The organism is Streptomyces sp. NBC_01460 (assembly GCF_036227405.1).
GTDB lineage: Bacteria > Actinomycetota > Actinomycetes > Streptomycetales > Streptomycetaceae > Streptomyces.
The window spans coordinates 3,517,435-3,542,182 of record NZ_CP109473.1; the positions used below are offsets into that span (position 1 = coordinate 3,517,435).

The following is a 24,748-nucleotide window of genomic DNA, read 5'->3' on the forward strand; positions in this document are numbered from 1 at the left end:
CCCGCGCACTCCTGACCCGGGGCGTGGCACACCCGGAACCCGGGTGGGGCACACCCGGAGCCCGGGGCGTGGCTACTCCGCCGGCCCGGCCGCCACACGCCCCGTCAGCGCCGCCAGCGAATTGCGCACGTGCGTCATGTGGGCCTGCACCTCCTCACGGCCCTCCTCGTGCTCCCGCAGGACCCGCTCCGTCTCCCGCACCACACGCTCCTCCGCCACCCTGGCCCCCGACAACAGCTCCGCGGCCCGGGCGTCCGCGTCCTCCTGCCCGTGCCGGGCCGCCTCCTCCGCCTCCGCCAGCTCCCGCCGGGCCGCAGCCAGCAACGCCTCCCCACGGGCCGTCAGCTCCGACTCGCGCTCCGACGCGGCGGCCTCGGCCCCGGCGATCTCCGCATCCGCCGCCTTGCCCCGCTCGCCGTGCTCCTGGTCCTGGTGCGACAGCACACCCGCCGTACGGCGACGCGTCTCCGCCATCTCCGACTCCGCGGCCCCCCGCACCTCACCCGCCTCCCGGCGCGCCTCCTCCACCAGCACCCCGGCGGCCTCCCCCGCCGCGGCCAGCACCTCCTCCGCACGGGCGTCCGCCGCGGCACGCACCGCGCCCGCCGCCTCACGGGCCGCCTCACGCGCCTCCCGGCCCGCCACGTCCGCCGCGTCCCGCAGCGCCTGCGCCTCCTCCTGCGCCGCGACCCCGGCCGCCTCCGCCTCGGCCTCGGCCAACGCCAGGATCTGCCGCGCCCGCTCCCCCAGCGACTGATACGTCTGCGGCGCGAGCGAGGCCACCACCTCACCCAGCCGCGCCGACTCCGCCGCCAGCTCCTCCGCCAGCGCCGTCAGCCGCGACAGCCGGTCCAGGGCGCCGTCCCGCTCCGCGGACAGCGAGGCCACCATGCGGTCCACCTGTTCAGGACGGTAACCACGCCCCCGAACACCGACGAAACCGTGCGCGGACACCGGTCCACCACTCATCCCTGAAGCCCTCTTTCCCGCTCTCCGACGCCCCGACCGTTCAGCAATACGTCAAGGATGCGGTAATTGGCCCGGAAGTCGGAATCGATCAGCTGCATTCAGGACGGAAGCGACCCGCGTCACAGAACCCCACACAAAAGGCGCCCGCCCCCACCAGGGGACGAGCGCCTCACACCACACGACCGATCAGAACCGACCGGAACGGATCACAGCAGCCCGTCCCACATCTGCTCCAGCAGGACCGACCACCAGCCCTCCGGCGACGCCAGCGCCGCCGGATCCACCGCCACCAGCTGCGCCTGGAAATCGACCGTCCAACGGCCCGCCTGCTCCGGATTCAGCCCGTACCGCAGCCGCCACATCCGGCCCAGCAACGCCATCGACCGCACGAACTCCGGCAGCCCCGTGTTCACGAACTGCGGCGGCACCGGCCGGCCACCCGGACCCGCCTCCACCGGCACGGCCACGATGTTCGCCGTGCCGTACTGCACACAGATCGCCCGGCCGAAGTCCGAACCCATCACCAGATACGAACCCGCGTCCGACGCCGGCTGCACCTGACGCTGCGCCGCCAGCTCCGCCAGCGTCGGCACCACGGGATGCCCCGGCTGCGCCCAGAAGAACGGCCCGAAATCAGCGGGCAGCCCCGCCCACACCAGCGTCCGCGCCACCACCTCGGGCACACCCTGACGGGACACCGCCCGCTGGTCGAAGCGCAGCACACCCGGACCGAACGCCCCGTGCAACTCCTCCGCCAGCGCCTCCGGAGGCACCGCCACGGCAGGCGGCATCTGCGGCAACGGCGCCCGCACCGGAGCGGGCCGCGCCGGACCGTCGGCCACCTGGTGCAGCTCACCCTGATGCGTCAGCAGATGCTGCATCCCCTGCTGCCGGCTCGCGTGATCCGTGCCGTACGGCGCCACACTCGTGATCCGGACCTGCGGCCAGGTCTCCCGGATCATCCGCGCGCAGTAACCACCCGGCAGCTCGCACGACTCCAGCTCCGTGTGCAACTCGATGACCTGCTGCGGAGGCACACCCATCGCACGCAGCTCGTGCAGCATCTGCCACTCAGGATGCGGCGTACCCGGCGCCGAACGCCGGATCAGCTGCTGCTCACTGCCGTCGGCCGCACGGAAGCGCAGCACGGCCTGATAGCCCGGACCGACCGTCGGCTGCCCCGTCGGCTGCTGCGGATATCCGTACGCCCCCGGAGGCGGCGGGGTGGGCGGACCCTGCATCCCGGGAGCACCGGGCGGACCCGGAGGGCCGGGCGGCTGCGGCGCACCCGGACCGGCCTGGCCCGGACCCGCCAGCATCGTCGCGGCATGGTGCACCCCGCCACCCGGAGGCCCGGGGGGACCGGGAGGACCCGGCGGCGTGGCACCGGGCGGAGGCGGCGGCACCGCACCCGGCGCACCGGGCGGACCAGGAGGACCCGGGGGACGCGGCGCGTTCGGTCCACCGATGCTCGCGTCGGCGAACATCGTCGCGGCGTGATGCACCCCGCCACCCGGAGGCGGCGTCGCACCCGGCGGCGGGCCGGGAGGACCGGGAGGCCCTGGAGGAGCAGGCGGCTGCGGCGCACCCGGAGGCGGCGTCGCCCCGGGAGCCGGAGCCCCCGGAGGACCCAGCTGGGAGACCATCTGCGTCGGCACGTAGCCCCCCGCCGGCGCACCCGGCGCACCCGGCCCCGACGGCGGCGGAGCAGTGCCCGGCCGCACCCCCGGCGTACCGGGCGCACCCGGAGGCGGCGGAGTCGTCGGAGCCGACCCGCGCGCACCCCGCGGCGGGACGACGGCCTTGCTCGTCGCCGCATCCGCGATGTCACCCGCACCGGGCGCCACCCGACCAGGGGGAACCGGAGCCCCAGGAGCCGGAGCGGCGGTCCCCGGAGGCGGCGCCTGCGGATCCAGACCAGGAACGACCGCCGTCCGCGGCAGCTGACTGCCACCCGACATCAACGCCGTAGGAGCCTCCGCCGGAACGACCGGCGGCGGAGTCCCGTCGTCGTCCGACCCCGAGAGCGGCGGCGCGAACACCGTCGCGGGCAACGGCACACCGCCCACGTCCCCGGCCGCGTTCGTGTCCGTACCCGCCCAGGGAGTCGCCCCGGCCGGCACCCCGTCGTTCGCCGTCGGCTCGTGATCCACCTGCCCACCGGCAGCAGGCCACCCGGCCCCCGAATCGGCACCGGCCGGCGCCGGAACGGACGGAGAGGACACGCCCGGAACCGGAGCGGAAGAAGGAGAAGAAGGGGACGACGGCACAGCATCGGCAGGCGACGCGTCCGCGTCCGCCTCCGCACGCCGGTCCGGAATGCCCAGCTTGTCCGCCGCCTCCTGCAACCACTCCGGCGGAGTCAGCAGGAACGACGTCTGATTCAGATCGATGCGCTGCGGCGGCTCCGGAGCGGACCCCACCTCCGCCGGCGCCCCGTAATCCTCCTCGTAACGCCGTATCACCTCGCCCACCGGCAGCCCCGGCCACAACGTGGCCTCACCACTGTCCCGGGCGATCACCAGCCGCTGACGCCCACCGTCCGAGACAGGCCCCTCCGCCCGGTCCTCCGCCCACACCACGAAACCCAGCTCGAACTCACGGACCCGGACCTCACGGTGCTGATACGCGGGCACGTCACCGTTGACCCACTCGTCCGCCCGCTCCTGCGCCTGCGCGAAGGTCACCACCGCGCTCACCCCTCCACCGGGACGGCCCGCGCGAAGCCACCGTCCACCATCAGGTTCGCCACCGTCTCCAGCTCCGGCGGATTACCCGCGAGCCGCTGGAGGAAAGCATCGAAATCCTCACCGCACGGCAGCAGGAGCCGGTCCACCCGCTCCTGCACACCCCAGCCGTCCTGATCCCGCGCGTCGTCGTACGCACAGAACCACACCGACCCCACGGCGTCACCACGCACCTTCACCGCCAGGATGCCGCCCTGGACGAAACCCACACCCAGGAAATCCTTCGTGAAGTGATCCCGCAGACACTTGTTCACATACACCAGGTCGTTCATCGCCGCTTCCTCACGCACCGTGAAGAACGGCTGGTCCACCAGCAGACCCAGCTCCGCGTCCAACGCCGCACCCACCGGAGCCGAACCACCGGCCGCCTTCAGGAACGACCGGTACGCCCCCGGAAGCCGGTACCCCAGATCCTCCTCGACACCCAGGACCTGCTGCTCGCCCACCGCCACAGAACCCTTCGGCAACCGGAAATGCGCCGGCCTCGTCTCCTGCAACGGCCGCGTCCCCCGACGGTCCTGGTCCACATCCGTCGTCGCCAGACCACCGTGATGACGGAGCAGGGCCTTCACCTCGACCGGCACCAGCTCCATACGCCGGCCACCCGCCACGTGATGCCACGTCCAGCCGTGCGGGGTCGCCACCGCGGGAATCGTGTCCCACAGCTCATGACCGCTCGCCGCGAGCGCCGCGTTCGCCGACACGTAATCCGTCAGCCGCAACTCGTCCACACCGAACCCCGGAGGCGGATCCGCGATCTCCGCCGCCGCCCGCGCGTACGGCGAAAGAACCGGATAGCCGTTCCCGTCCACACGCACACCTCTAGGGTGGCGGGACGCCCGGACAGGATCCGGGAAATGAACGACCTGCCCGGCATAGGCCGCGTTCGGTGGCGCGGCTTGCTGCCCGAGCCGACCTGTCGTCATGGCGGTTGCCCCCTGCTGCGTCCGGTGTTCCGCACAGCCTATGCCGTGACGCAACAACGCCCCCCTGGCCCCCGCACCCACTCACCGAACGTCACCACCGCGTGACGGACACGCGACAACCGGGCCACCGAACCGCGACACGCAGACACGTTTCACCGACCCAGCTTCCGCAGCACCCTGCATATTTGGCAGGCTGTCCCCCGCAACTCGGGGGATTGCAGGGAGGGAAACCAGCACCATGCGCACAGCACAAACAGTCACATCCGGAGATCCGCGACTCAGTTGGAGCACCACAGAGCCCCACCGAGCGCCCCGCCTCCACCACCGCCGCGACGGCATCCTGCCCGCGGTGGCCGCAGCCCTGTCCGTACGCGGGGAGACACTCACCTGCACCGCCGGCAAGGGCGACCAGCCGCCGGTCCTCCACCCACTCGTACAGGACTTCCTCGACACCCTCCCCAGCAACCAGCGCGAACGCTTCACCGGACGCTGCCCCGAAGCCATACTCCTGTCCCGGCAGCTCACCGCCGCCGACGACAGCCGCTCCAAACGGGCCCAGCGCAAACCCCTCACCAGCGGTGAAGCCCGCCGCGCACTCAAACACGCCCGCCTCACCGCCCGCCGCATCCGCGAGGACGGCGACCCCCTCCACGGCAGCTACGCACCCCCCTGCCGCTCCTGCACGGTGATGCTCGCCCACTTCGGCGTACGCCCCGTCGACCTCACCACAGGTGCGGCGACCACCGCCGAGAAGGGCTGAGCACACCACCATGCGCGACCGGACCGACGTACCCGCCCAGCAGAACCGCACCTCCACCACCCGCTTCCCCGTCGCCGTGGACGCGGCCCTCCGCGACGCCGGCTGGCAGCCCGGACGCTGGGACATCCGCCAGGCCGAGGAATGGGCCGACGCCCTCCGCTCCCACGCCTCCCCCGCCGGACACCAGCACGCCGTCTTCCCCGCCGCGGTCGAGGCCTGGGCCGAATTCGGCGGACTGAGCATCACCTCGTCCGCACCCGGCCGCCAGATCGCCACCACCACCGTGCACATCGACCCCCTCAGCGGACTCCACCTCGCCCGCACGCTCGGCGACCTCGGACGCGCCCTGGAGACCGAGGTCGCACCCCTCGGAGAGGAAGGCGACGGGCAGGCCGTCCTCGCCATCGACAACGAAGGACGCGTCTACTCCATCGACCACACCGGCGACTGGTACCTCGGCTCCGACATCGACCGCGCCCTCGAGACCCTCATGACCGGAGCACAGCCCGCCCGCCTCACCTCCGGCTGAGCGACAAGGCCGTACCAACACGGCTGAGCGGACCCGGCCCGGAGACCCCGGCCGGAAGAGCGCCCTACGCCGCCCCGCCTTCCGGCAGCACCGCCGACACCCGGAAACCCCCCGCGTCCGTCGGCCCCGACACGAACACACCCCCGAGCCCCAGCACCCGCTCCCGCATCCCCACCAGACCGTTGCCACCGCTCGGCAGCCCCGCGTCCGCCGTCACACCGTCCATCGGACCGTTCTCCACCTGCATCGCCACCTCCGCCCCCCGATGCGCGAGCCGCACCCACGTCTTCGCACCCGCCGCATGCTTGTGGACGTTCGTCAACGCCTCCTGCACCACCCGGTACGCCGTCTGCTCCACCTCCGGGGGATACGACCTCAGCTCCCCCTCCACCGACAGCTCCACCGTCATCCCCGCCTCACGGGACTGCGCCACCAGCGCCTCCACCTCGCACAACCGAGGCCCGTCCTCCACCGCGGCGACAACCGCGGCGACGGCGGCCACCCGCCCCACCGACGCGAGCGGCACCCGCCCCGTCCGCGGCGCCACCAGGGCATCCCCGCTCCGCAGCACCCCGAGCATCTCCCGCAACTCCGTCAGCGCCTGCCGGCCCATGTCCCCCACCAGCGCCGCGTTACGCACCGCCTTCGCCGGATCCTTCGGAGCCACCGCCTGCAACGCCGCCGCGTGCACCACCATCAGACTCACCCGGTGGGCCACCACGTCGTGCATCTCCCGGGCGATCCGGGTCCGCTCCTCCGTACGCGCCCACTCGGCCCGCTCCTCCGCCCGGTCCGCCAGCAGCGACAGCTCCCGCTCCAGCGAATCCGCACGCTCCCGCAGGCTCTCCATCAGACGGCGCCTGGCACCGATGTAGAGGCCGAAGATCGCCGAGGGCGCCGTCAGCCCCAACGACATGAAGAGGGACACCACCGGGACGTACCAGACCCCCGGCCCGAAATCCGCATGGGCGTCCACACTCTGCCGGAGCCGCACGTACGACACGATGAACGTGCCGACCAGCGTCATCCCCGTCAGCACCACCGTGATCCTGCGCGGCACCTCGGAGGCCGCCAGGGTGTACAGCCCGACGATCCCCATCAGGAAGCCCATCTCGGCCGGCGTCGTCGCGATCGACACCAGCACCACGGCGATCGGCCACCGCCTCCGCAGTACCAGGACCGACCCCGCGAACAGCCCGAAGAGCACCCCCAGCGGCACCGGCAGCCCGGTGTCCCCGGCGAACTCCACCCCCTCCAGCGCACACTCCAGCGCCGAGACCAGCGCCAGCCCCACGTCCAGGGCGACACCGCGCCGCCGCTCCCACCACCAGTAACCGCGGGTGGTCGGCCCCGCCGCTTCCTGGTCTGCCCCCGTTGCGGTCATGGCATCCAGCGTACGGGCGGGCGCATCTGTTTTTCCGGAGACTCCATCAGCACGGAAAGTAACCGGTCGTACGCCAAACACAGGCAGATCGCACGATCCGGTGATACGAGCACTCTTTCGACCCGGACGTCCGCATTCCGGACGACGCTGTCCGTATGACACATGCCAGCGGCAAGTACGCGGACTTCGAAGGGCTGCGCGAGAAGGCGGTCGCACTGCGGAGGGAGGGGCTGAGCCGTCGCCAGATCCGCGACCGGCTGTTCGTCGACAACAACGACATCCTCAATCGCCTCCTGGAGGGCGAGCCGGCCCCGGAGTGGACGAAGCGCCCGAACGCCAAGGACGACCTGCGCACGAAGGCCCGGGAGCTGCGGCTCCAGGGCATGACCTACGACCAGATCCAGGTGGAGCTGGGGTGTTCCAAGGGGTCGATCTCGCTATGGGTGCGGGATCTGCCGAAGCCGGAACGCAGACGCACCGCTGAGCAGGCATCCGCGATCGCCCGTCGCGGCTGGGAAGCGACTCTTCAACGCCGCGCTACCGAACGTGTACGGACGAAGAAGGCGGCGGCGGCCGAGATCAGCTCACTCAGCCCGCGCGAACTGTTCCTGGTCGGCGTGGGCCTCTATTGGGCGGAGGGGAGCAAGTCGAAGCCCTACCGTTCACAGGAGAGGGTCACCTTCATCAACAGCGATCCCGACATGATCTCCGTCTACCTCGCGTGGCTACGCCTCCTGGGCGTATCTCCGGAGCACCTCCGGTTCCACGTCCACATCCACGAGACGGCCGACGTCACAGCGGCGGAGCGCTACTGGGCCGACCTCACGGGCGCCACGGCCTCCGCGTTCGGCAAGACCACGCTCAAAAGGCACACCCCGAAGACGAATCGGAAGAACACAGGTGAGGGTTACCGAGGTTGCCTTGTGGTCCGAGTTCTGAAAAGTGCGGACCTGTACCGTCGCATCGAGGGCTGGTGGTGCGGCATAGTAGGGGCTGCGAAATGCACCGATCAAGAGAATCGGACATAGCGCCATAGACCATCCCGGGTCGTCTAATGGCAGGACAAATGGTTTTGGTCCATTGAATGAGGGTTCGATTCCTTCCCCGGGAGCTCCGAGCGCGGGCCCCGACCTCACCGGTCGGGGCCCGCGCTCGTTTCGGGCGTAAACGCCCCCGGTATCCTGCGGATGTCCACCACCCGAAGCCGAAGGGCACATCCGTGAGCGCCATCAGCCCGGCAGCCGTCGTCGTCCTCGCAGCGGGTGAGGGCACCCGCATGAAGTCGAAGACCCCCAAGGTCCTGCACGAGATCTCCGGGCGCTCGCTCGTCGGACATGTCGTCGCCGCCTCCCGTGAGCTGGACCCCGAGCACCTCGTCGTGGTCGTCGGCCACGCCAGTGAGCAGGTCACCGCACACCTCTCCGCCGGGGACGCCCCCGTGCGCACCGCCTACCAGGCCGAGCAGAACGGCACCGGCCACGCCGTCCGGATGGCGCTCGAGGAGCTCGGCGGCACCGTGGACGGCACCGTCATCGTGGTCTGCGGCGACACCCCGCTGCTCTCCGGCGGGACGCTCTCCGCGCTGGCCTCCACCCACGCCACCGACGCGAACGCCGTCACCGTGCTGACCGCCGAGGTCCCGGACTCGACCGGCTACGGCCGGATCGTCCGTGCCGCGGGCACCGGGGCGGTCACCCAGATCGTCGAGCACAAGGACGCCACCGAGGCGCAGCGCGCGATCCGTGAGATCAACTCCGGGGTGTTCGCCTTCGACGGCCGGCTGCTCGGCGAGGCGCTCGGCAAGGTGCGTACGGACAACAGTCAGGGCGAGGAGTACCTCACCGACGTGCTGTCGATCCTGCGTGAGGCGGGGCACCGTGTCGGCGCCTCGGTCGCGGCCGACCACCGGGAGATCCTGGGGATCAACAACCGTCTCCAGCTGGCGGAGGCCCGGCGTCTGCTCAACGAGCGGCTGCTGGAGCGCGCGATGCTCGCCGGTGTGACGGTCGTGGACCCGGCGTCGACGCTGATCGACGCGACGGTGACGTACGAGCGCGACGCGGTCGTGCACCCGGGGACGCAGCTGCTGGGGACGACGCATCTCGCGGAGGACTCCGAGGTGGGCCCGAACTCCCGTCTGAAGGACACTGCCGTCGGCGCGGGCGCGCGGGTGGACAACTCGGTCGCGGACGGCGCGGAGGTGGGCCCGGGGGCGACCGTGGGTCCGTTCGCGTATCTGCGCCCGGGTACGCGGCTGGGTGCGAAGGCCAAGGCGGGTACGTACGTCGAGATGAAGAACGCGACGATCGGCGAGGGCACGAAGGTGCCGCACCTGAGTTATGTCGGGGACGCGACGATCGGCGATCACACCAACATCGGTGCGGCGAGCGTGTTCGTGAACTACGACGGGGTGGCCAAGCACCACACCACGATCGGTTCGCACTGCCGGACCGGGTCGGACAATATGTTTGTGGCGCCTGTCACGGTCGGGGACGGCGTTTACACGGCCGCGGGTTCGGTCATCACCAAGGACGTACCGTCCGGCTCACTGGCCGTCGCCCGGGGCCAGCAGCGGAATATCGAGGGCTGGGTCGCTCGGAAGCGTCCCGGAAGCGCTGCGGCGCAGGCCGCCCTGGCTGCCGCTCAGGAGCCCGACGGCGAAAGCTGACCGGAAACAGGTGCGCCGAAGGCGGCGTACCGTGATAGATGCTCACCCATTTCGGCTGGCTCGTCGCACATCGGGACCTATGCGCGCGGTGCCAGATACACGTCTGAGGAGACTGTGCTGTGACCGGGATCAAGACGACCGGCGAGAAGAAACTGATGTTCTTCTCCGGCCGCGCCCACCCCGAGCTGGCCGAGGAGGTCGCACATCAACTGGGTGTCGGTCTCGTGCCGACGAAGGCCTTCGATTTCGCCAACGGTGAGATCTACGTGCGTTTCCAGGAGTCCGCACGTGGCGCCGACTGCTTCCTGATCCAGAGCCACACGGCTCCGATCAACAAGTGGATCATGGAGCAGCTGATCATGCTGGACGCGCTGAAGCGCGCCTCGGCACGGTCGATCACGGTGATCGTGCCGTTCTACGGTTACGCGCGCCAGGACAAGAAGCACCGTGGCCGTGAGCCGATCTCGGCGCGTCTGGTCGCGGACCTGATGAAGACGGCGGGTGCGGACCGCATCCTCACCGTCGATCTGCACACGGACCAGATCCAGGGCTTCTTCGACGGCCCGGTGGACCACCTGTTCGCGCTGCCGATCCTGGCGGACTACGTCGGTGCGAAGGTGGACCGGTCGAAGCTGACGATCGTGTCGCCGGACGCCGGCCGTGTGCGCGTCGCCGACCGCTGGTGCGACCGTCTGGACGCGCCGCTGGCGATCGTCCACAAGCGTCGTGACAAGGACGTTCCGAACCAGGTGAGCGTGCACGAGGTCGTCGGTAACGTCGAGGGCCGGGTGTGTGTCCTGGTCGACGACATGATCGACACGGGTGGCACGATCTGTGCGGCCGCGGACGCCCTGTTCGCGCACGGCGCGGAGGACGTCATAGTGACGGCGACGCACGGGGTGCTCTCCGGCCCCGCCGCGGACCGGCTGAAGAATTCGAAGGTGAGCGAGTTCGTGTTCACGGACACGCTGCCGACGCCGGGTGAGCTGGAGATCGACAAGATCACGGTGCTGTCCATCGCGCCGACGATCGCGCGTGCGGTCCGTGAGGTCTTCGAGGACGGTTCGGTGACGAGCCTGTTCGAGGAGCAGGAGTGACCACCTGCGGGTGATCGACTTTGGGTGCGGCCTCCCCGCCGGGTAGACTCAGCGAGTTGCTCGGCGAGGGAGGCCGTTCTCATGCGTGGTCATGGGGATCGGTGGTCCGTTATCGACGCGCTCTTCGTAGCAGGCCTGTCGTGGGCCGGGTGACCATCGGTTTTTCGTCACCTTACGAGGAGTGCAGCATGGCTGAGATCAAGCTCGACGCAACGGTCCGTTCGGAGTTCGGCAAGGGCGCTGCCCGTCGCACCCGCCGTGCCAACCTGGTTCCCGGGGTCGTCTACGGCCACGGTGCTGAGCCGGTTCACATCAACCTGCCGGGCCACGAGCTGCAGCTCGCGCTCCGTACCGCCAACGTCCTCATCGGTCTCGAGATCGACGGCAAGGACGCCCTGGTCATCCCGAAGGCCGTGCAGCGCAACGCCATCAAGGGCAACATCGAGCACGTCGACCTCCTCACCGTGAAGCGCGGCGAGAAGGTCGAGGTCGAGATCGCGGTGCACGTCGAGGGCGACCTGGCCCCGGGCGGCAACCTGCTGGAGTACGTGCAGAACACGCTGCTCGTCGAGGCCGAGGCCACCCACATCCCCGAGTCCGTCACGGTCTCGGTCGCGGGTCTGGACGCGGGCGACTCGATCCTGGCGAAGGACATCCCGCTGCCCAAGGGCTCCGTGCTCGCCGGTGACGAGGACGCGGTCGTGCTCCAGGTCGTGGCGGCGCAGGTCGAGGAGGCCCCCGCCGAGGAGGCTCCCGCCGAGGCCTGATCCTCGCCCCACCTGCTTCACTGACGGGGTGGCGGTTCCCTTCCGGGGGTTCCGCCGCCCCGTTTCCCTGTGTCCACAGCCGTGTGCTCAGCCGCTCGCCCGTATCCGAGGAGACCCCGCGCGATGTCCGACGTCAACGACCCCTGGCTGATCGTGGGCCTCGGCAATCCCGGCCCCGACTACGCGGCGAACCGGCACAACGTGGGTTTCATGGTGGCGGATCTGCTGGCGGAGCGGATCGGCGGGAAGTTCAAGCGGGCGCAGAAGGCGCAGGCTCAGGTGGTGGAGGGGCGGATCGGTCCGCCGGGGCCGCTGAGCCGTCGGGTGGTGCTGGCGAAGCCGATGTCGTACATGAATCTGTCGGGTGGTCCGGTGACGGCGCTGCGTGATTTCTACAAGGTGCCGCTGGATCACGTGGTGGCGGTGCACGACGAGCTGGACGTCGATTTCGGCATGCTGCGGCTGAAGCTGGGCGGTGGGGACAACGGGCACAACGGGTTGAAGTCGATGACGAAGGCGATGGGTCCGGACTACCACCGGGTGCGGTTCGGGATCGGGCGGCCGCCGGGGCGGATGCAGGTCGCCGACTTCGTTCTGAAGGATTTCTCGGGTACGGAGCGCAAGGAGCTCGGGTATCTGGTGGACCGGTCGGCGGATGCGGTGGAGTCGTTGCTGGCGGAGGGGCTGGAGCGGGCTCAGTCCGCGTACAACTCCTGACATTCCTGCTGGTTCCTGGGTGTTTTTCGGCCACAGGTTGACCGGTGGCAGGGCTCTGCCCAAGGATCTGCCCCCATGAAGCGGAGTTCCTCCCACCGGCTGGTGGCTCATGGCCGTACGTTCGCCGCCGGCTGTGTCGTCGTGTTGCTGCTGGTCGCGGGTGTGTGGTCGTCGTGGGACACGGCGCACCACATAGTCCTGGCCAAGGGGCGTGAGCACGGCACGATGGTGGTGACGGCGTGCGGTGAGGATGCCTGCACGGGGTCGTTCGCTCCGGACGCGGACGCGGAGGAGCGGTCCGCGGTGACGATCGAGCGGTCCGTCGCGGTGAAGAAGGGGGCGCGTTTCCCCGTCGTGGTGAAGCCCGGGACCGGTGACGTGGTGCGTACCGGGACGCCGGGCTTTCTGCATGCCTGGGTGCCGTTGGGTGGTGCGCTGCTGCTGGCCGCTCTGGTGATCGGTGGCGGGATGCGGCTGACGCGGACGGCGTGGGGGGCGGGGATCGCGGGTGCGGCCCTGCTGACGGCGACGTTCGTCGCCCTCTGACAGGGCCGCACCCGCGGGGTGGTCCCGCGGGGGGTCAGCCCGTGTTGCGGAGGCCGGCGGCCACACCGTTGACGGTGAGCAGCAGGGCTCGTGCGAGCAGCGGGTCGGGCTCCTCGCCGCGTTCGGCCGCCTGTCGCTGGCGGGCGAGCAGGGAGACCTGGAGGTAGCTGATCGGGTCCAGGTAGGCGTCGCGGATGGCGAAGGTCTGCTGGAGCACCGGGCTGGTGCCGAGGAGTTCCTTGCCGCCGGTGACCTTGAGGACTTCCTGGACGGTGAGCTCGTGTTCGGCGCGGATGTCGTCGAAGACGTGCTTGAGCTCGTCGGGGACGAGTGTGTCGACGTAGTGCTGGGCGATGCGCAGGTCGGTCTTGGCCAGGGTCATCTCGACGTTGGAGATGAAGTTCTGGAAGAAGTGCCACTGCTCGTGCATCTCTTCGAGGACGGTGTCGAGGCCGGCTTCGCGCAGTGCCTTGAGGCCGGAGCCGACGCCGAACCAGCCGGGGACGATCTGCCGCGACTGGGTCCAGCCGAAGACCCACGGGATGGCGCGGAGTCCGTCGAGCGAGACGCCCGAGCCGGGTCGGCGGGAGGGCCGCGAGCCGAGGTGCAGGTCGGCGAGCTGGTCCACCGGGGTGGAGGCGAGGAAGTACGTCGGCAGGTCGGGGTCCTCGACCAGCTTGCGGTAGGCGGCGTGGGCGGCGTCCGAGACGGTGTCCATGGCCGCGTCCCAGCGGGCCAGGGCCTCGTCGGACTGGCGGGGTGCGGTGTGGAGTGCGGAGGCCTGGAGGGTGGCCGCGACGGTGAGTTCGAGGTTCTCGCGGGCGAGGGCGGGGATGAGGTACTTGTCGGAGATGACCTCGCCCTGTTCGGTCACCTTGATCTCGCCCTCGAGGGTGCCCCAGGGCTGCGCGAGGATCGCGTCGTGCGAGGGGCCGCCGCCGCGGCCGACGGTGCCGCCGCGGCCGTGGAAGAGGCGCAGGCGTACGCCGTAGCGGTGGGCGACGTCGCGGAGCCGGCGCTGGGCGCGGTGGATCTCCCACTGGGAGGTGGTGATGCCGCCGAACTTGGAGGAGTCGGAGTAGCCGAGCATGACCTCCTGGACGTCGCCGCGGAGTGAGACGAGGCGGCGGTAGGAGGGGTCGGCGAGCATCTCGTCGAGGATGACGTCGGCGGCCTTGAGCTCGTCGGTGGTCTCCAGGAGCGGGACGATGCCGATCTTGGCCCAGCCGCCGTGGAGGTCGATGAGGCCGGCCTCGCGGGCGAGGACCGCGGCGGCGAAGACGTCGTCGGCGCCCTGGCACATCGAGATGATGTAGGACTCGATGACCTCGGGGCCGAAGCGCTCGAAGGCCTGCTTGATGGTGTGGAAGACGCCGAGTGTCTTCTCGCCGGCGGCGTCGAGCGGAGCCGGGGTGGGGGCGAGGGGGCGGCGGGAGCGGAGTTCCTTGGCGAGGAGCTTCTGCCGGTAGTCGCGCGGCATGTCGGAGTAGCGCCAGGACTCCTCGCCGAGGCGGTCGAAGAGCTGGCCGAGCGCGTGGTGGTGGGCGTCGGCGTGTTCGCGGACGTCCATGGTGGCGAGCTGGAGGCCGAACGCGGTGAGCGTGCGGATGGTGCGGTTCATGCGGCCGTCGGCGAAGAGTCCGCCGCGGTGTTCGCGCAGGGAGGTCTGGATGAGGGCCAGGTCGGCGATGAGTTCGGCGGTGCCGAGGTAGTCGCAGCCGGGGCGGTGGGGGGTGCCGGAGGCGAGGCGCTCGCGGGTGTTGACGAGCTTCTGGCGGATGCAGGTGGCCTTGAGCCGGTAGGGCTCCTCGGCGTTCAGCCGCTTGTAGCGGGGGCTGATCTCGGGGAGCAGCTCCAGGTCGGTCTGGAGTGAGGTGAGGAGCTCGTCGGTGGCTCCGGTGTAGCGGATGGAGTTGGAGAGCAGTCCGCGCAGCTGGTCGACGAGTTCGAGGGCGTCGGTGATGCCGTGCTCGTGCTGGAGGATGAGCACGTCCCAGGTGACGGTGGGCGTGACGTTGGGGTTGCCGTCGCGGTCGCCTCCGATCCAGGTGCCGAAGGTGAGGGGGCGGGTGTCGGCGGGCAGTTCGACGCCGACGCGTTCCAGTTCCGCTGCCAGGTCCTCCAGGACGTCGCCCACCGCGTTGGCGTGGAGTTCGTCGAGGTAGTAGATGGCGTTGCGGGCCTCGTCGGCGGGCTCCGGGCGGACGACGCGGAGTTCGTCGGTCTGCCAGATGAGGTCGATGTTCTCGGCCAGGCGGATGTCCTGGCGTCGGCGGTCGGCCTCGATGACCGGGGTTTCGAGGAGCTCGGCGATGCGGCGGAGCTTGTTGAGTACGGAGCGCCGTGCGGCCTCGGTGGGGTGTGCGGTGAAGACGGGCCTGACGTTGAGGTTCTTGACCGTCTCGCGCAGGTGTTCGGGATCTGCGTCCTTGAGGCGGTCGGCGGTGCGGGCGAGGAGCCCGCCCTCGGCGGACCGGCGGTCGCGCATCTCGTGGGCGCGGTGGACCTGCTCGGTGACGTTGGCGAGGTGGAAGTAGGTGGAGAAGGCGCGCACGAGCTGCGCGGCGGTCTCCAGGTCCGTGTCGCCGAGGAGCTCGGCTGCTGCCTCGCCGTCCTCGCGGGTCAGGGCGCGGACGCGCTCGACGAGGTCGAGGAGGTCCTGGCCCTCCTGGCGTACGAGGGTCTCGCCCAGCAGGTCGCCGAGGCGGCGGATGTCGGCCCGCAGTTCGGTGGTGGCGGCAGGGGTCTGGTCGGCACTGCTCACAGTGTGCGGCTCCTTGCAGTGGTTGAGCACGTCTGTCAGGGGGGCCGGGGCGCTCGCGGTGCTGACGGGGCACCCCGGATATGCAGAGTGCGGACCGCGCTGTCCGACGCACCCAGGATAGGTGTCCTGGCGACGGGCGTGCTCGTTGCCCTGCGGGGTGGGCCCGATCCGGGGTAGACGAAGGCTGGAGGGCCGGTCGCACACGGGTTGCCCCGTCGGTGTTCACGTGTCGCGGGCCTCTTCGCTGCCATACTTACGTTGCCGTAGGTTACGGAGGCGTAGCCCGCTCATACCGTCATATTTCCTCACCTCACGGGGGACTCCCCAATGCCCACCAGCCCCGATGTGATCGACGACGGCCTGCCGACGGCGGCAGGCGACTCCCCAGCCGGATCCGCCACGCTCGGCGGAGACAAGAAGCGTTCGATCGAACAGATCGCACTGCTGCTGTTCATCGTGGTGCCGTTCGCCGCCCTGGTCGCGGCGGTGCCGCTGGCCTGGGGCCGTGGTGTCAGCTGGCTCGATCTGGGTCTGCTGGTCTTCATGTACTACTGGGGCTGCCACGGCGTGACGATCGGTTTCCACCGCTACTTCACGCACGGCTCGTTCAAGGCGAAGCGTCCGCTCCGTATCGCTCTGGCGGTCGCCGGCTCGATGGCGGTGGAGGGTCCCCTCGTGCGGTGGGTCGCCGACCACCGCAAGCACCACCGGTTCTCGGACGCCGAGGGCGACCCGCATTCGCCGTGGCGGTTCGGTGAGAACCTGCCGTCGCTGATGAAGGGCCTGTGGTGGGCCCACATCGGCTGGATGTTCAACGAGGAGCAGACCCCGCAGCAGAAGTACGCCCCGGACCTGGTCAGGGACCCGGCGATCCGTGCGATCTCGCGTCACTTCCTCAGTTTCACGATCCTGTCGCTGGCGATTCCGCCGCTGGTCGGCGGTCTGGTGACGTGGTCGTGGTGGGGTGCGTTCACCGGTTTCTTCTGGGGTTCGCTGGTCCGGGTCGCGCTCCTGCACCACGTGACGTGGTCGATCAACTCGATCTGCCACGCGGTCGGCAAGCGGCCCTTCAAGTCGCGTGACCGCTCCGGGAACGTGTGGTGGCTGGCGGTCCTCTCGTGCGGCGAGTCGTGGCACAACCTGCACCACGCGGACCCGACGAGCGCGCGGCACGGGGTGATGAAGGGGCAGATCGATTCGAGTGCCCGGCTGATCCGCTGGTTCGAGAAGCTGGGCTGGGCGCACGACGTGCGGTGGCCCGACGCGTCGCGTATCGCCTCCCGGCGCAAGCCCGCGGCCGCCGACCCGGCATGATTGACGACGTGGCGACCGACGGAAGCACCAGCGGCGAGAAGAGCATGCCTGCCCCCACGCGAAGGGCCCGGCGGGTCCGCATGACGGGCAAGGAGCGCCGCGAGCAGCTCCTGGACATCGGCCGCACCCTGTTCGCCGACAAGGGCTTCGAGGGCACCTCGGTGGAGGAGATCGCGGCGCGTGCCGGGGTCTCCAAGCCGGTGGTCTACGAGCACTTCGGCGGCAAGGAGGGGCTGTACGCCGTCGTCGTGGACCGCGAGATGCGCCAGCTGCTGGATCTGGTGACGGGGGCGCTCACCGCGGGGCACCCCCGTGAGCTGCTGGAACAGGCGGCGTTCGCGCTGCTCGACTACATCGAGACGTACACGGACGGGTTCCGGATCCTGGTCCGTGATTCGCCGGTCGCGCAGTCCACGGGCACGTTCGCCTCGCTGATCAGTGACATCGCCACGCAGGTCGAGGACATCCTGGGCCTGGAGTTCAAGGCGAGGGGCTTCGACCCGAAGCTGGCCCCGCTGTACGCCCAGGCGCTGGTCGGGATGGTGGCGCTGACGGGGCAGTGGTGGCTGGACGTACGGAAGCCGAAGAAGGCGGAGGTCGCCGCCCATCTGGTGAATCTGGCGTGGCACGGGCTGGAGAACCTGGAGTCGAAGCCTCGGCTGATAGGCCACCGGAAGAGCTGAGCCCGGCCGCCGTGGGCGGGTGATCACTCGTTGTGATGACGGAGCCGCGAACCGGACCCTACTGTGGTGGTGCAGGACCAGAATCCCGTCCATGGGAGGAACCATGACCGCCGAGCCGATCACCGGGCACAGCAGCCGCTGGCCGGTGCCGCCCCAGGACGGATACACGGTGGACGATCTGTTCACCTTGCCTGATCTCCCGCCGCACACGGAGTTGCTCGACGGGAGCCTGGTTTTTGCGAGTCCGCAGCGACGTTTCCATTCCAAGACCATTGACTTGCTGATGAATGGCCTGCGCAGCAGCGTCCCGGTGGATCTGAAGGTCGAGCGCGAGATGACCGTGGTGCTGGACCGGCGAAACGGCCCGGAACCCGACGTGTCCGTTGTGCGCGCCGCGGCCGTCGTCGATCTGGAGCAGACCCGTTTTCAGGCCGCCGACGTCCGTCTCGCCGTCGAGGTGGTCTCCCCGGACTCCGAGGCCCGCGACCGCGAAACCAAGCCGCACAAGTACGCGGCCGCCGGGATCGAGCACTTCTGGCTGGTCGAGATGACCGGCACGGACCAGCACCCGGTGGTGCGGGTCTACGAACTGGATCCGGTGACGAAGGCGTACGCGCTGACCGGAATCCATCACGATCGACTCAAGACGGGTGTGCCCTTCCCCGTCGACATCGACATCTCGGCGGAGGCGCTCGCAGCGCTGTGACCGCCCGGGGCGGGCGTTCAGCCCGCCGTGCGGGCCACCGCGAAGATCCGGCGGAACGGGAAGACCGTGCCGTGCGGGCCCGCCGGATAGGCGGTGCGGAGCAGGTCGCGGTACTCGCCGAGGAAGGCGTCGCGGGCCTCCGGGTCGTCGGCGAGGGCGTCGAGGAGGGGGCGCAGGCCGGTGCCCTTGACCCAGTCCAGGACGGCGTCCTCCCCGTGGAGCAGGTGCAGGTAGGTGGTCTCCCAGACGTCGACGGTGCGTCCGGGCGCGGTGAGGTGTTCGAGGTAGCCGGCGGGGGTGTGCACGGCGTCGCCGTGGCGCAGGAGGCCGCCGAGGTGTGTCCGCCAGCGGGGGGATTCGGCGAGTTCGCGCATGAGGGTGTGGCTGGGTGCGTCGAAGTTGCCGGGGACCTGGAAGGCGAGGGTGCCGCCGGGGGTGAGGGCGTCCAGCCAGTGGGGGAGGCGGGCGGTGTGGCCGGGGACCCACTGGAGCAGGGCGTTGGAGACGATGAGGTCGTACGTCTCGGTGGGCGTCCAGGTCGCGGCGTCGGCCTCGGTGAAGTCGAGGAGGGGCCCGGCGTGGGTGCGGGCGCGCTCCAGCATCTGGGGGGAGGTGTCGTAGCCGGTGACGCGGGCGGCGGGCCAGCGTTCGGCGAGGACGGTGGTGACGTTGCCGGCGCCGCAGCCGAGGTCGGCGATCCGGGGTGCGGGTTCGTGCGGGAGGGGTCCGATCCGGGCCAGGAGGTCGTGGAAGGGGCGGGTGCGGTGGTCGGCGTGGCGGAGGTACTGGCCGGGGTCCCAGACGGGTGCTGTCATGCTGTCCAGGATCACCACGTAAGTCTCTTGATGTCAAGACACTTGAATTCAAGAGACTTCATGTCGAGGGACCCTCTACACTGATCGACATGGAGGACGAGGTCGACCGACTGGTCGCTGCGTGGCGCCGCGAGCGCCCTGACCTCGACGTGGAACCACTCGAGGTCCTGAGCCGCGTCTCCCGCCTGGCCCGGCATCTCGACCGGGCGCGCAGGATCGCCTTCGCGGAGCACCAGCTGGAGCCCTGGGAGTTCGACGTCCTGACGTCGCTGCGCCGCGCGGGCGCCCCGTACCAGCTCTCCCCCGGCCAGCTCCTCACGCAGACGCTGGTCACCTCGGGCACGATGACGAACCGCATCGACCGGCTGACCAAGAAGCACCTGGTGGAGCGGCTTCCCGATCCGAGCGACCGGCGCGGTGTCCTCGTGCGGCTGACCGACCTGGGCCGCGACAAGGCGGACCAGTCACTCGCCGGCCTGCTCGACCAGGAGCGGGCCATCCTGGGTGAGCTCTCCCGCCAGCAGCGTTCCGAACTGGCGGGACTGCTACGCCAGTTGACCGCCCCGTTCGACAACGTCCCCGGATAGCGGGGCCGGGCCCACCCCGGCCCGCCGGGCCAGCGCCACGGCCGCCAGGGTCGAGTGCACGCCCAGCTTCCCCAGGACGTTCTGCATGTGCGTACGCACCGTGTGCGGGGACAGGAAGAGGCGCTCGGCGACCGCCTTGCGGCCCAGCCCCGCCACCATGCAGCGCAGCACCTCACGCTCGCGCGGCGTCAGCGACTCCACGAGCTGCTCGCTCTCGGTGCGGTGCTTGCGGGCCGCCGTCAGCTCCCGCAGCACGCCGGTCAGCAGGGCGGGCGGCAGATGCGTCTCGTCGCGCAGCACACCCCGTATGACGGTCAGCAGCCGTTGCAGGGAGCAGTCCTTGGCGACCCAGCCCGAGGCACCGGCCTGGAGCGCCATCGCCGCCCGGCGCGGGTCGTCCTTCTCGGCGAGCACCACCGTGCGGATGTGCGGCCGTCCCGAACGGACCCCGGCCACCAGCGAGATGCCGTCCACCGCGCCGCCGTCGGTCCCGTCGTCCGGTGCGCCGCGCTGCGCGGGAACCGGCCGGGTGCCGCCCGTGGTGAGGACGCCGAGCTCGGCGTCGACCAGCATCACGTCGTAACGGCGCCCCTCGGCGGCCGCGCGTTCCAGACAGCGCAGCGCGGCGGGGCCGCTGCCCGCCGCGGACACGTCGACGTCCGGTTCGGCCGCGAGGGCCGCGGCGAGGGACTCGGCAAAGATGCGGTGGTCGTCGACCACCAGAACCCGGATACGAGCCACAGACACCCCCATGCTGTGTGAACTCCTGGGGCGCCCCGTTCACGAACCTGCCCCGACGGGGACGGACCCTGCGGACACGACGCCCGGAGCACTCCGGTGGTCCGCCCGCGCACGGCCGCCGCCGTGTGCCGGCCGCCACCCGCTCCGGGCGTCGCATCCGACTGTCTCGTCCCCTGAAACGGCACCGGCCCCCACCGGTGCTGAGCATCAGCGTACGGGGGGCGGTGAGCGCCGGAAGGCGATTCGCGGAACTGACCGCTCAAGGTGTTTAGGGTGTTGTTCATGTTCCGTCTTGAGACAGAAGTAGACAAGGAACGTCGTATTCTGCTGGGCCGTCGGCTGCACGACGACAACTGGGACGGATCACCGGAGCTGCGCGCCCTGCATTCCACCTCCGCCGAGCACGAGGTGCCGCTGGAGGTCTGGCTCCTGGACGGCGAGGGAGCGCTGGCCGGCGGGCTGAGCGGACGGACCTGGGCCTACTGGCTCCATGTGGACCTGCTCTGGGTCGACGCCCGGCACCGCGGCCTCGGCCTCGGCTCGCGGCTCCTCGCCGAGGCGGAGCGCCTCGCCCGCGACGACCGGGCGTGCACCCGCTCCCGGCTGGAGACCTGGGACTTCCAGGCCCCGGACTTCTACCGGAAGCAGGGGTACGAGGTGGTCGGCGCGGTCGAGGACTACCCGCCCGGCGTCGCGGAGCTGATCCTGGTCAAGCGGTTGGAGCGAGCCGGCGGGCCCCCGCCGAAGGAACCGCGGGGAAGACTCCTGGGGCGGCGTAGCCGGCCGAGGTGAAGGCCTCCGAGACCGCCTTGGCGACGGTGTCCGCCATCGCCTCCTCCACCAGGACGATCGCCGAGCCGCCGAAGCCGCCGCCGGTCATCCTGGCCCCGAGCGCCCCGGCGGTGTTCGCCGTCGAGACCACGAGGTCCAGCTCCGGGCACGAGACCCGCAGGTCGTCGCGGAGCGAGCGGTGGCCCTCGTTCAGCACCGGGCCCGCCGCGCGCACGTCGCCCGCGTCGAGCAGCGCGATGACCTGCTCCACCCGGTGGTTGTCGCTCACCACGTGGCGGACGTAGCGCACGACGGACTCGTCCTCGCCCGCCGCCGCGAGGGTCTCCAGCGCGGTGTCCAGGCCCTCGTACGGAAGGTCGCGGAGGGTGCCGATGCCGAGGGCCCGGGCTCCCGCCTCGCAGCCCGCCCGGCGCTCGGCGTACGCGCCGTCGCCCAGGGCGTGCTTGACCCGGGTGTCCACGACGAGCAGCCGCAGTCCGTGCGCGGCCAGGTCGAAGGGGACCTGGCGCAGGGTGAGGTCGCGGGTGTCGAGGTACAGGGCGTGCCCCTCGGTGGAGCAGGCGGAGGCCATCTGGTCCATGACGCCGCAGGGCACACCGACGAACGCGTTCTCGGCCCGCTGGCCCACCACGGCGATCTCCGGGGCGTCGAGGCCCAGGTCGAAGAGGTCGTTCAGCGCGAGCGCGGTGACGACTTCGAGTGCGGCCGACGAGGAGAGTCCGGCGCCGACGGGGACGGTGGAGGTGAGCTGGATGTCGGCGCCGGGGACCGCGTGTCCGGCCTCGCGGAGCGCCCAGACGACACCGGCCGGGTAGGCGGCCCAGCCGTGGCCGGAGTGCGGGGTCAGCTCGTCGACGCGCAGGGAGACGACGCCGCCCGGTACGTCGGTGGAGTGCAGGCGCAGCTGTCCGTCGGTGCGGCGGGCGACGGCGGCGCGGGCGTGGTGCGGGAGGGCGAGCGGCATGACGAAGCCGCCGTTGAAGTCGGTGTACTCACCGATCAGGTTCACTCGTCCGGGTGCCGCCCAGATCCCTTCGGGTGCGTTCCCGTAGAGCTCGGTGAAGGAGGCGGTGAGCTCGGCGTTGTCGGTCATGGTGCGGTGGGCTCCTCTCGGCGGGCGAACGTCCAGGCGTCGGCGACGATGGCGGCCAGGTCGGCACGGGACGGCTTCCAGCCGAGCCGCTCCCTGGCGGTGGCGGCGGAGGCGACGAGGACGGCCGGGTCGCCGCCGCGCCGGGGGGCCGCGGTCTCGGGGACGGGGTGGCCGGTGACCTGGCGGACGGTCTCGATGACCTCGCGCACCGAGAAGCCGTTGCCGTTGCCGAGGTTGCAGATGAGGTGCTCGCCCGCGGTGGCCGACTCCAGGGCCAGCAGGTGGGCCTCGGCGAGGTCGGCGACGTGGATGTAGTCGCGTACGCAGGTGCCGTCCGGGGTCGGGTAGTCGTCGCCGTAGACGGAGATCGACTCGCGCTGCCCGAGGGCGACCTGGAGGACCAGGGGGATGAGGTGGGACTCGGGGCTGTGGCGCTCGCCGCAGCTGCCGTAGGCGCCGGCGACGTTGAAGTAGCGCAGGGAGACGGCGGCCAGGCCGTGCGCGGTGGCCTCACCGGTGATCATGTGGTCGACGGCGAGCTTGGAGGCGCCGTAGGGGCTGGTGGGCGCGGTGGGGTCGGCCTCCGTGATGGGGCTGGAGACCGGCTCGCCGTAGGTCGCCGCGGTGGAGGAGAACACGAGGGTGCGCACGCCCGCGTCGCGCATGGCGGCGAGGAGGGCGGTGGTGCCGCCGACGTTGTTCACCCAGTACTTCTCGGGGTCGACGACGGACTCGCCGACCTGGGAGAACGCCGCGAAGTGCAGCACCCCGTCGTAGGAGGGGTCCAGCCAGGTGGCGGCGTCCTGGATGCGGCCCTCGATGAACTCGGCGCCCTGGGGGACGCCTTCCCGGAAGCCGGTCGACAGGTCGTCGAGGACGGTCACGGTGTGACCGGCCTCCAGCAGGTGTGCCGCGACGACACTGCCGACGTATCCCGCGCCGCCCGTCACCAGGTACTTCTTGCCCGTGTTGCTCACTCGCTCGCTACCTCTCGCAGTCGCTGGGCCGCGGCCTCCGGCGGCACGTCGTTGATGAAGACGCCCATGCCGGACTCGGAGCCCGCGAGGAACTTCAGCTTGCCGGTGGTCCGCCTGATGGTGAAGAGCTCGAGGTGCAGCCCGAACTCCTCCCGTCCGGGGACCCGGAACGGGGCCTGGTGCCAGGCGGAGATGTACGGGGTCGGCGGCTCGCCGGGGCCGAAGATCCGGTCGAATCGCCTCAAGAGTTCCAGATAGATCTGTGGGAACTCTGTCCGCGCGCCCGCGTCGAGCTCCCGGAGGTCGGGGACGCGGCGGCGCGGGTGGAGGTGGACCTCGTAGGGCCAGTGCGCCGCATACGGCACGAAGGCGACCCAGTGCTCGCCCTCCAGGACGATCCGGTCCCCGTCGGCCAGCTCGCGGGCGACGACGTCGTCGAAGAGGTTGCGGCCGGTCTCCGCGCGGTGGGCCTCCATGGAGCGGAGCATCTGCCCGGTGCGCGGCGTGACGAAGGGGTAGCCGTAGATCTGCCCGTGCGGGTGTCCGAGGGTGACGCCGATCTCGGCGCCCCGGTTCTCGAAGCAGAAGACCTGGGTGACCTGCGGGAGTTCGGCGAGGTCGGCGGTGCGGTCGGTCCAGGCCTCCAGGACCAGGGCGGCCTGGTCCTCGGTGAGGCCGGCGAAGGACACGTCGTGGTCGGAGGTGAAGCAGACGACCTCGCAGCGGCCGGAGTCGCCGGCGAGGGAGGGGAAGCGGTTCTCGAACACGGCGACGTCGTAGCCGGTGTCGGGGATCTCGCTGAGCCGGCCCTCCTGCGAGGGGCAGAGGGGGCACTCGTCGGCCGGCGGGTGGTAGGTGCGCCCCTGCCGGTGCGAGGCGATGGCCACCGAGTCGCCGAGCAGAGGGTCGTGGCGGATCTCCGAGGACGTCGACACGGCGTCCAGCGGCCGTATGTCGACGGCGTCGCGGACGGTGTCGTCCGCGGAGTCGTAGTAGATCAGCTCACGGCCGTCGGCGAGGGTCGTAACCGTCTTCTTCACCAGGCTCCTCCATGTGACGCCCTCCCAAACATAACCGCACATAACAAATCACAACTCAACACGCCCGTCAATGCCGTCGAATCCTGTGCCCACCCGGTGACCGAGGGTCGCCAGAACCGGACATTC

The 24,748-nt window shown here is 70.7% G+C and carries 22 protein-coding genes, 1 tRNA gene and 1 pseudogene; 14 read left to right on the forward strand and 10 right to left on the reverse strand.

The annotated features are described in order from the left end of the window. Positions 1 to 72: 72 nt before the first annotated feature. The 3 genes from OG488_RS15505 to OG488_RS15515 form a co-directional block, all read right to left on the reverse strand. Positions 73 to 969, reverse strand: a complete 897-nt coding sequence (locus tag OG488_RS15505) for a cellulose-binding protein (protein WP_329229715.1) — start codon at positions 967 to 969, stop codon at positions 73 to 75. A 206-nt stretch (positions 970 to 1,175) separates the two neighbouring features. Further along, positions 1,176 to 3,659, reverse strand: a complete 2,484-nt coding sequence (locus tag OG488_RS15510) for an SUKH-4 family immunity protein (RefSeq protein WP_443074280.1) — start codon at positions 3,657 to 3,659, stop codon at positions 1,176 to 1,178. Positions 3,660 to 3,664: 5 nt separating this feature from the next. Then, entirely contained in the window at positions 3,665 to 4,642 is a 978-nt protein-coding gene (locus OG488_RS15515) for an SMI1/KNR4 family protein (RefSeq protein WP_329238687.1), read from the reverse strand. Positions 4,643 to 4,880: 238 nt separating this feature from the next. On the opposite strand from OG488_RS15515, the gene OG488_RS15520 reads away from it, so the two are divergent. Both OG488_RS15520 and OG488_RS15525 read left to right on the forward strand, forming a co-directional pair. After that, positions 4,881 to 5,402 (forward strand): YwqJ-related putative deaminase, encoded by a 522-nt coding sequence (locus tag OG488_RS15520; RefSeq protein WP_329229719.1) that lies wholly within the window; start codon positions 4,881 to 4,883, stop codon positions 5,400 to 5,402. A gap of 10 nt (positions 5,403 to 5,412) precedes the next feature. Further along, positions 5,413 to 5,931 carry an SUKH-3 domain-containing protein gene (locus tag OG488_RS15525; RefSeq protein WP_329229720.1) on the forward strand — a complete coding sequence of 173 codons (519 nt, stop codon included), beginning with the start codon at positions 5,413 to 5,415 and terminating at the stop codon, positions 5,929 to 5,931. Between the two features lie 64 nt (positions 5,932 to 5,995). Here the strand turns inward: OG488_RS15525 and OG488_RS15530 are convergent, their stop codons facing one another. Continuing rightward, positions 5,996 to 7,315, reverse strand: a complete 1,320-nt coding sequence (locus OG488_RS15530; protein WP_329229721.1) for a sensor histidine kinase — start codon at positions 7,313 to 7,315, stop codon at positions 5,996 to 5,998. Positions 7,316 to 7,470: 155 nt separating this feature from the next. Between OG488_RS15530 and OG488_RS15535 the strand changes: the two genes are divergently transcribed. From OG488_RS15535 to OG488_RS15565, 7 genes are all read left to right on the forward strand, one after another. Continuing rightward, positions 7,471 to 8,343, forward strand: coding sequence for a hypothetical protein (locus tag OG488_RS15535; RefSeq protein ID WP_329229723.1), 873 nt, complete (start codon positions 7,471 to 7,473; stop codon positions 8,341 to 8,343). Between the two features lie 12 nt (positions 8,344 to 8,355). Continuing rightward, positions 8,356 to 8,426 (forward strand) — tRNA-Gln (locus OG488_RS15540). Positions 8,427 to 8,534: 108 nt separating this feature from the next. Beyond that, positions 8,535 to 9,983, forward strand: coding sequence for a bifunctional UDP-N-acetylglucosamine diphosphorylase/glucosamine-1-phosphate N-acetyltransferase GlmU (glmU, locus tag OG488_RS15545; RefSeq protein ID WP_329229725.1), 1,449 nt, complete (start codon positions 8,535 to 8,537; stop codon positions 9,981 to 9,983). A 119-nt stretch (positions 9,984 to 10,102) separates the two neighbouring features. Continuing rightward, positions 10,103 to 11,080, forward strand: a complete 978-nt coding sequence (locus tag OG488_RS15550) for a ribose-phosphate diphosphokinase (RefSeq protein WP_329229727.1) — start codon at positions 10,103 to 10,105, stop codon at positions 11,078 to 11,080. A 188-nt stretch (positions 11,081 to 11,268) separates the two neighbouring features. Continuing rightward, a complete protein-coding gene (locus OG488_RS15555; protein WP_329229729.1) occupies positions 11,269 to 11,847 on the forward strand; it encodes a 50S ribosomal protein L25/general stress protein Ctc in 579 nt (192 codons plus the stop codon). A gap of 123 nt (positions 11,848 to 11,970) precedes the next feature. Then, positions 11,971 to 12,564 carry an aminoacyl-tRNA hydrolase gene (gene pth, locus OG488_RS15560; protein WP_329229731.1) on the forward strand — a complete coding sequence of 198 codons (594 nt, stop codon included), beginning with the start codon at positions 11,971 to 11,973 and terminating at the stop codon, positions 12,562 to 12,564. Between the two features lie 75 nt (positions 12,565 to 12,639). Continuing rightward, complete coding sequence (locus OG488_RS15565) at positions 12,640 to 13,110, forward strand: hypothetical protein (RefSeq protein WP_329229733.1); 471 nt, start codon at positions 12,640 to 12,642, stop codon at positions 13,108 to 13,110. A gap of 34 nt (positions 13,111 to 13,144) precedes the next feature. Here the strand turns inward: OG488_RS15565 and ppc are convergent, their stop codons facing one another. Then, positions 13,145 to 15,874, reverse strand: coding sequence for a phosphoenolpyruvate carboxylase (gene ppc, locus OG488_RS15570; protein WP_329229735.1), 2,730 nt, complete (start codon positions 15,872 to 15,874; stop codon positions 13,145 to 13,147). Between the two features lie 327 nt (positions 15,875 to 16,201). On the opposite strand from ppc, the gene OG488_RS15575 reads away from it, so the two are divergent. The 3 genes from OG488_RS15575 (at position 16,202) to OG488_RS15585 (ending at position 18,577) form a co-directional block, all read left to right on the forward strand. Next, on the forward strand, positions 16,202 to 17,188 hold the full coding sequence (locus OG488_RS15575; protein WP_329229737.1) for an acyl-CoA desaturase: 987 nt from the start codon (positions 16,202 to 16,204) through the stop codon (positions 17,186 to 17,188). Then, entirely contained in the window at positions 17,185 to 17,871 is a 687-nt protein-coding gene (locus tag OG488_RS15580; protein WP_073753171.1) for a TetR/AcrR family transcriptional regulator, read from the forward strand. Before OG488_RS15575 ends, OG488_RS15580 begins: the two co-directional genes overlap by 4 nt. A 103-nt stretch (positions 17,872 to 17,974) precedes the next feature. Then, positions 17,975 to 18,577, forward strand: a complete 603-nt coding sequence (locus OG488_RS15585) for a Uma2 family endonuclease (RefSeq protein ID WP_329229739.1) — start codon at positions 17,975 to 17,977, stop codon at positions 18,575 to 18,577. Between the two features lie 17 nt (positions 18,578 to 18,594). On the opposite strand, the gene OG488_RS15590 is transcribed toward OG488_RS15585, so the two are convergent. Beyond that, a complete protein-coding gene (locus tag OG488_RS15590; RefSeq protein ID WP_329229741.1) occupies positions 18,595 to 19,392 on the reverse strand; it encodes a trans-aconitate 2-methyltransferase in 798 nt (265 codons plus the stop codon). Between the two features lie 89 nt (positions 19,393 to 19,481). Between OG488_RS15590 and OG488_RS15595 the strand changes: the two genes are divergently transcribed. After that, on the forward strand, positions 19,482 to 19,979 hold the full coding sequence (locus tag OG488_RS15595) for a MarR family winged helix-turn-helix transcriptional regulator (protein ID WP_329229742.1): 498 nt from the start codon (positions 19,482 to 19,484) through the stop codon (positions 19,977 to 19,979). Here the strand turns inward: OG488_RS15595 and OG488_RS15600 are convergent. After that, on the reverse strand, positions 19,938 to 20,732 hold the full coding sequence (locus OG488_RS15600) for a response regulator transcription factor (protein ID WP_329229743.1): 795 nt from the start codon (positions 20,730 to 20,732) through the stop codon (positions 19,938 to 19,940). The two genes, OG488_RS15595 and OG488_RS15600, sit on opposite strands and share 42 nt — an antisense overlap. Before the next feature lie 270 nt (positions 20,733 to 21,002). On the opposite strand from OG488_RS15600, the pseudogene OG488_RS15605 reads away from it, so the two are divergent. Next, positions 21,003 to 21,440, forward strand: a pseudogene (locus OG488_RS15605) (GNAT family N-acetyltransferase); the annotation flags it as partial. On the opposite strand, the gene galK reads toward OG488_RS15605, so the two are convergent. Genes galK through galT form a run of 3 tightly spaced genes read right to left on the reverse strand, consistent with a single transcriptional unit; the run spans position 21,430 to position 24,622 of the window. After that, a complete protein-coding gene (galK, locus tag OG488_RS15610) occupies positions 21,430 to 22,605 on the reverse strand; it encodes a galactokinase (protein ID WP_329229745.1) in 1,176 nt (391 codons plus the stop codon). The pseudogene OG488_RS15605 and the gene galK overlap by 11 nt on opposite strands. Next, positions 22,602 to 23,582 (reverse strand): UDP-glucose 4-epimerase GalE, encoded by a 981-nt coding sequence (galE, locus tag OG488_RS15615; RefSeq protein ID WP_329229746.1) that lies wholly within the window; start codon positions 23,580 to 23,582, stop codon positions 22,602 to 22,604. Before galE ends, galK begins: the two co-directional genes overlap by 4 nt. Continuing rightward, positions 23,579 to 24,622, reverse strand: coding sequence for a galactose-1-phosphate uridylyltransferase (gene galT, locus OG488_RS15620; RefSeq protein ID WP_329229747.1), 1,044 nt, complete (start codon positions 24,620 to 24,622; stop codon positions 23,579 to 23,581). The genes galE and galT overlap by 4 nt, the downstream gene beginning before the upstream one ends. Positions 24,623 to 24,748: the final 126 nt, after the last annotated feature.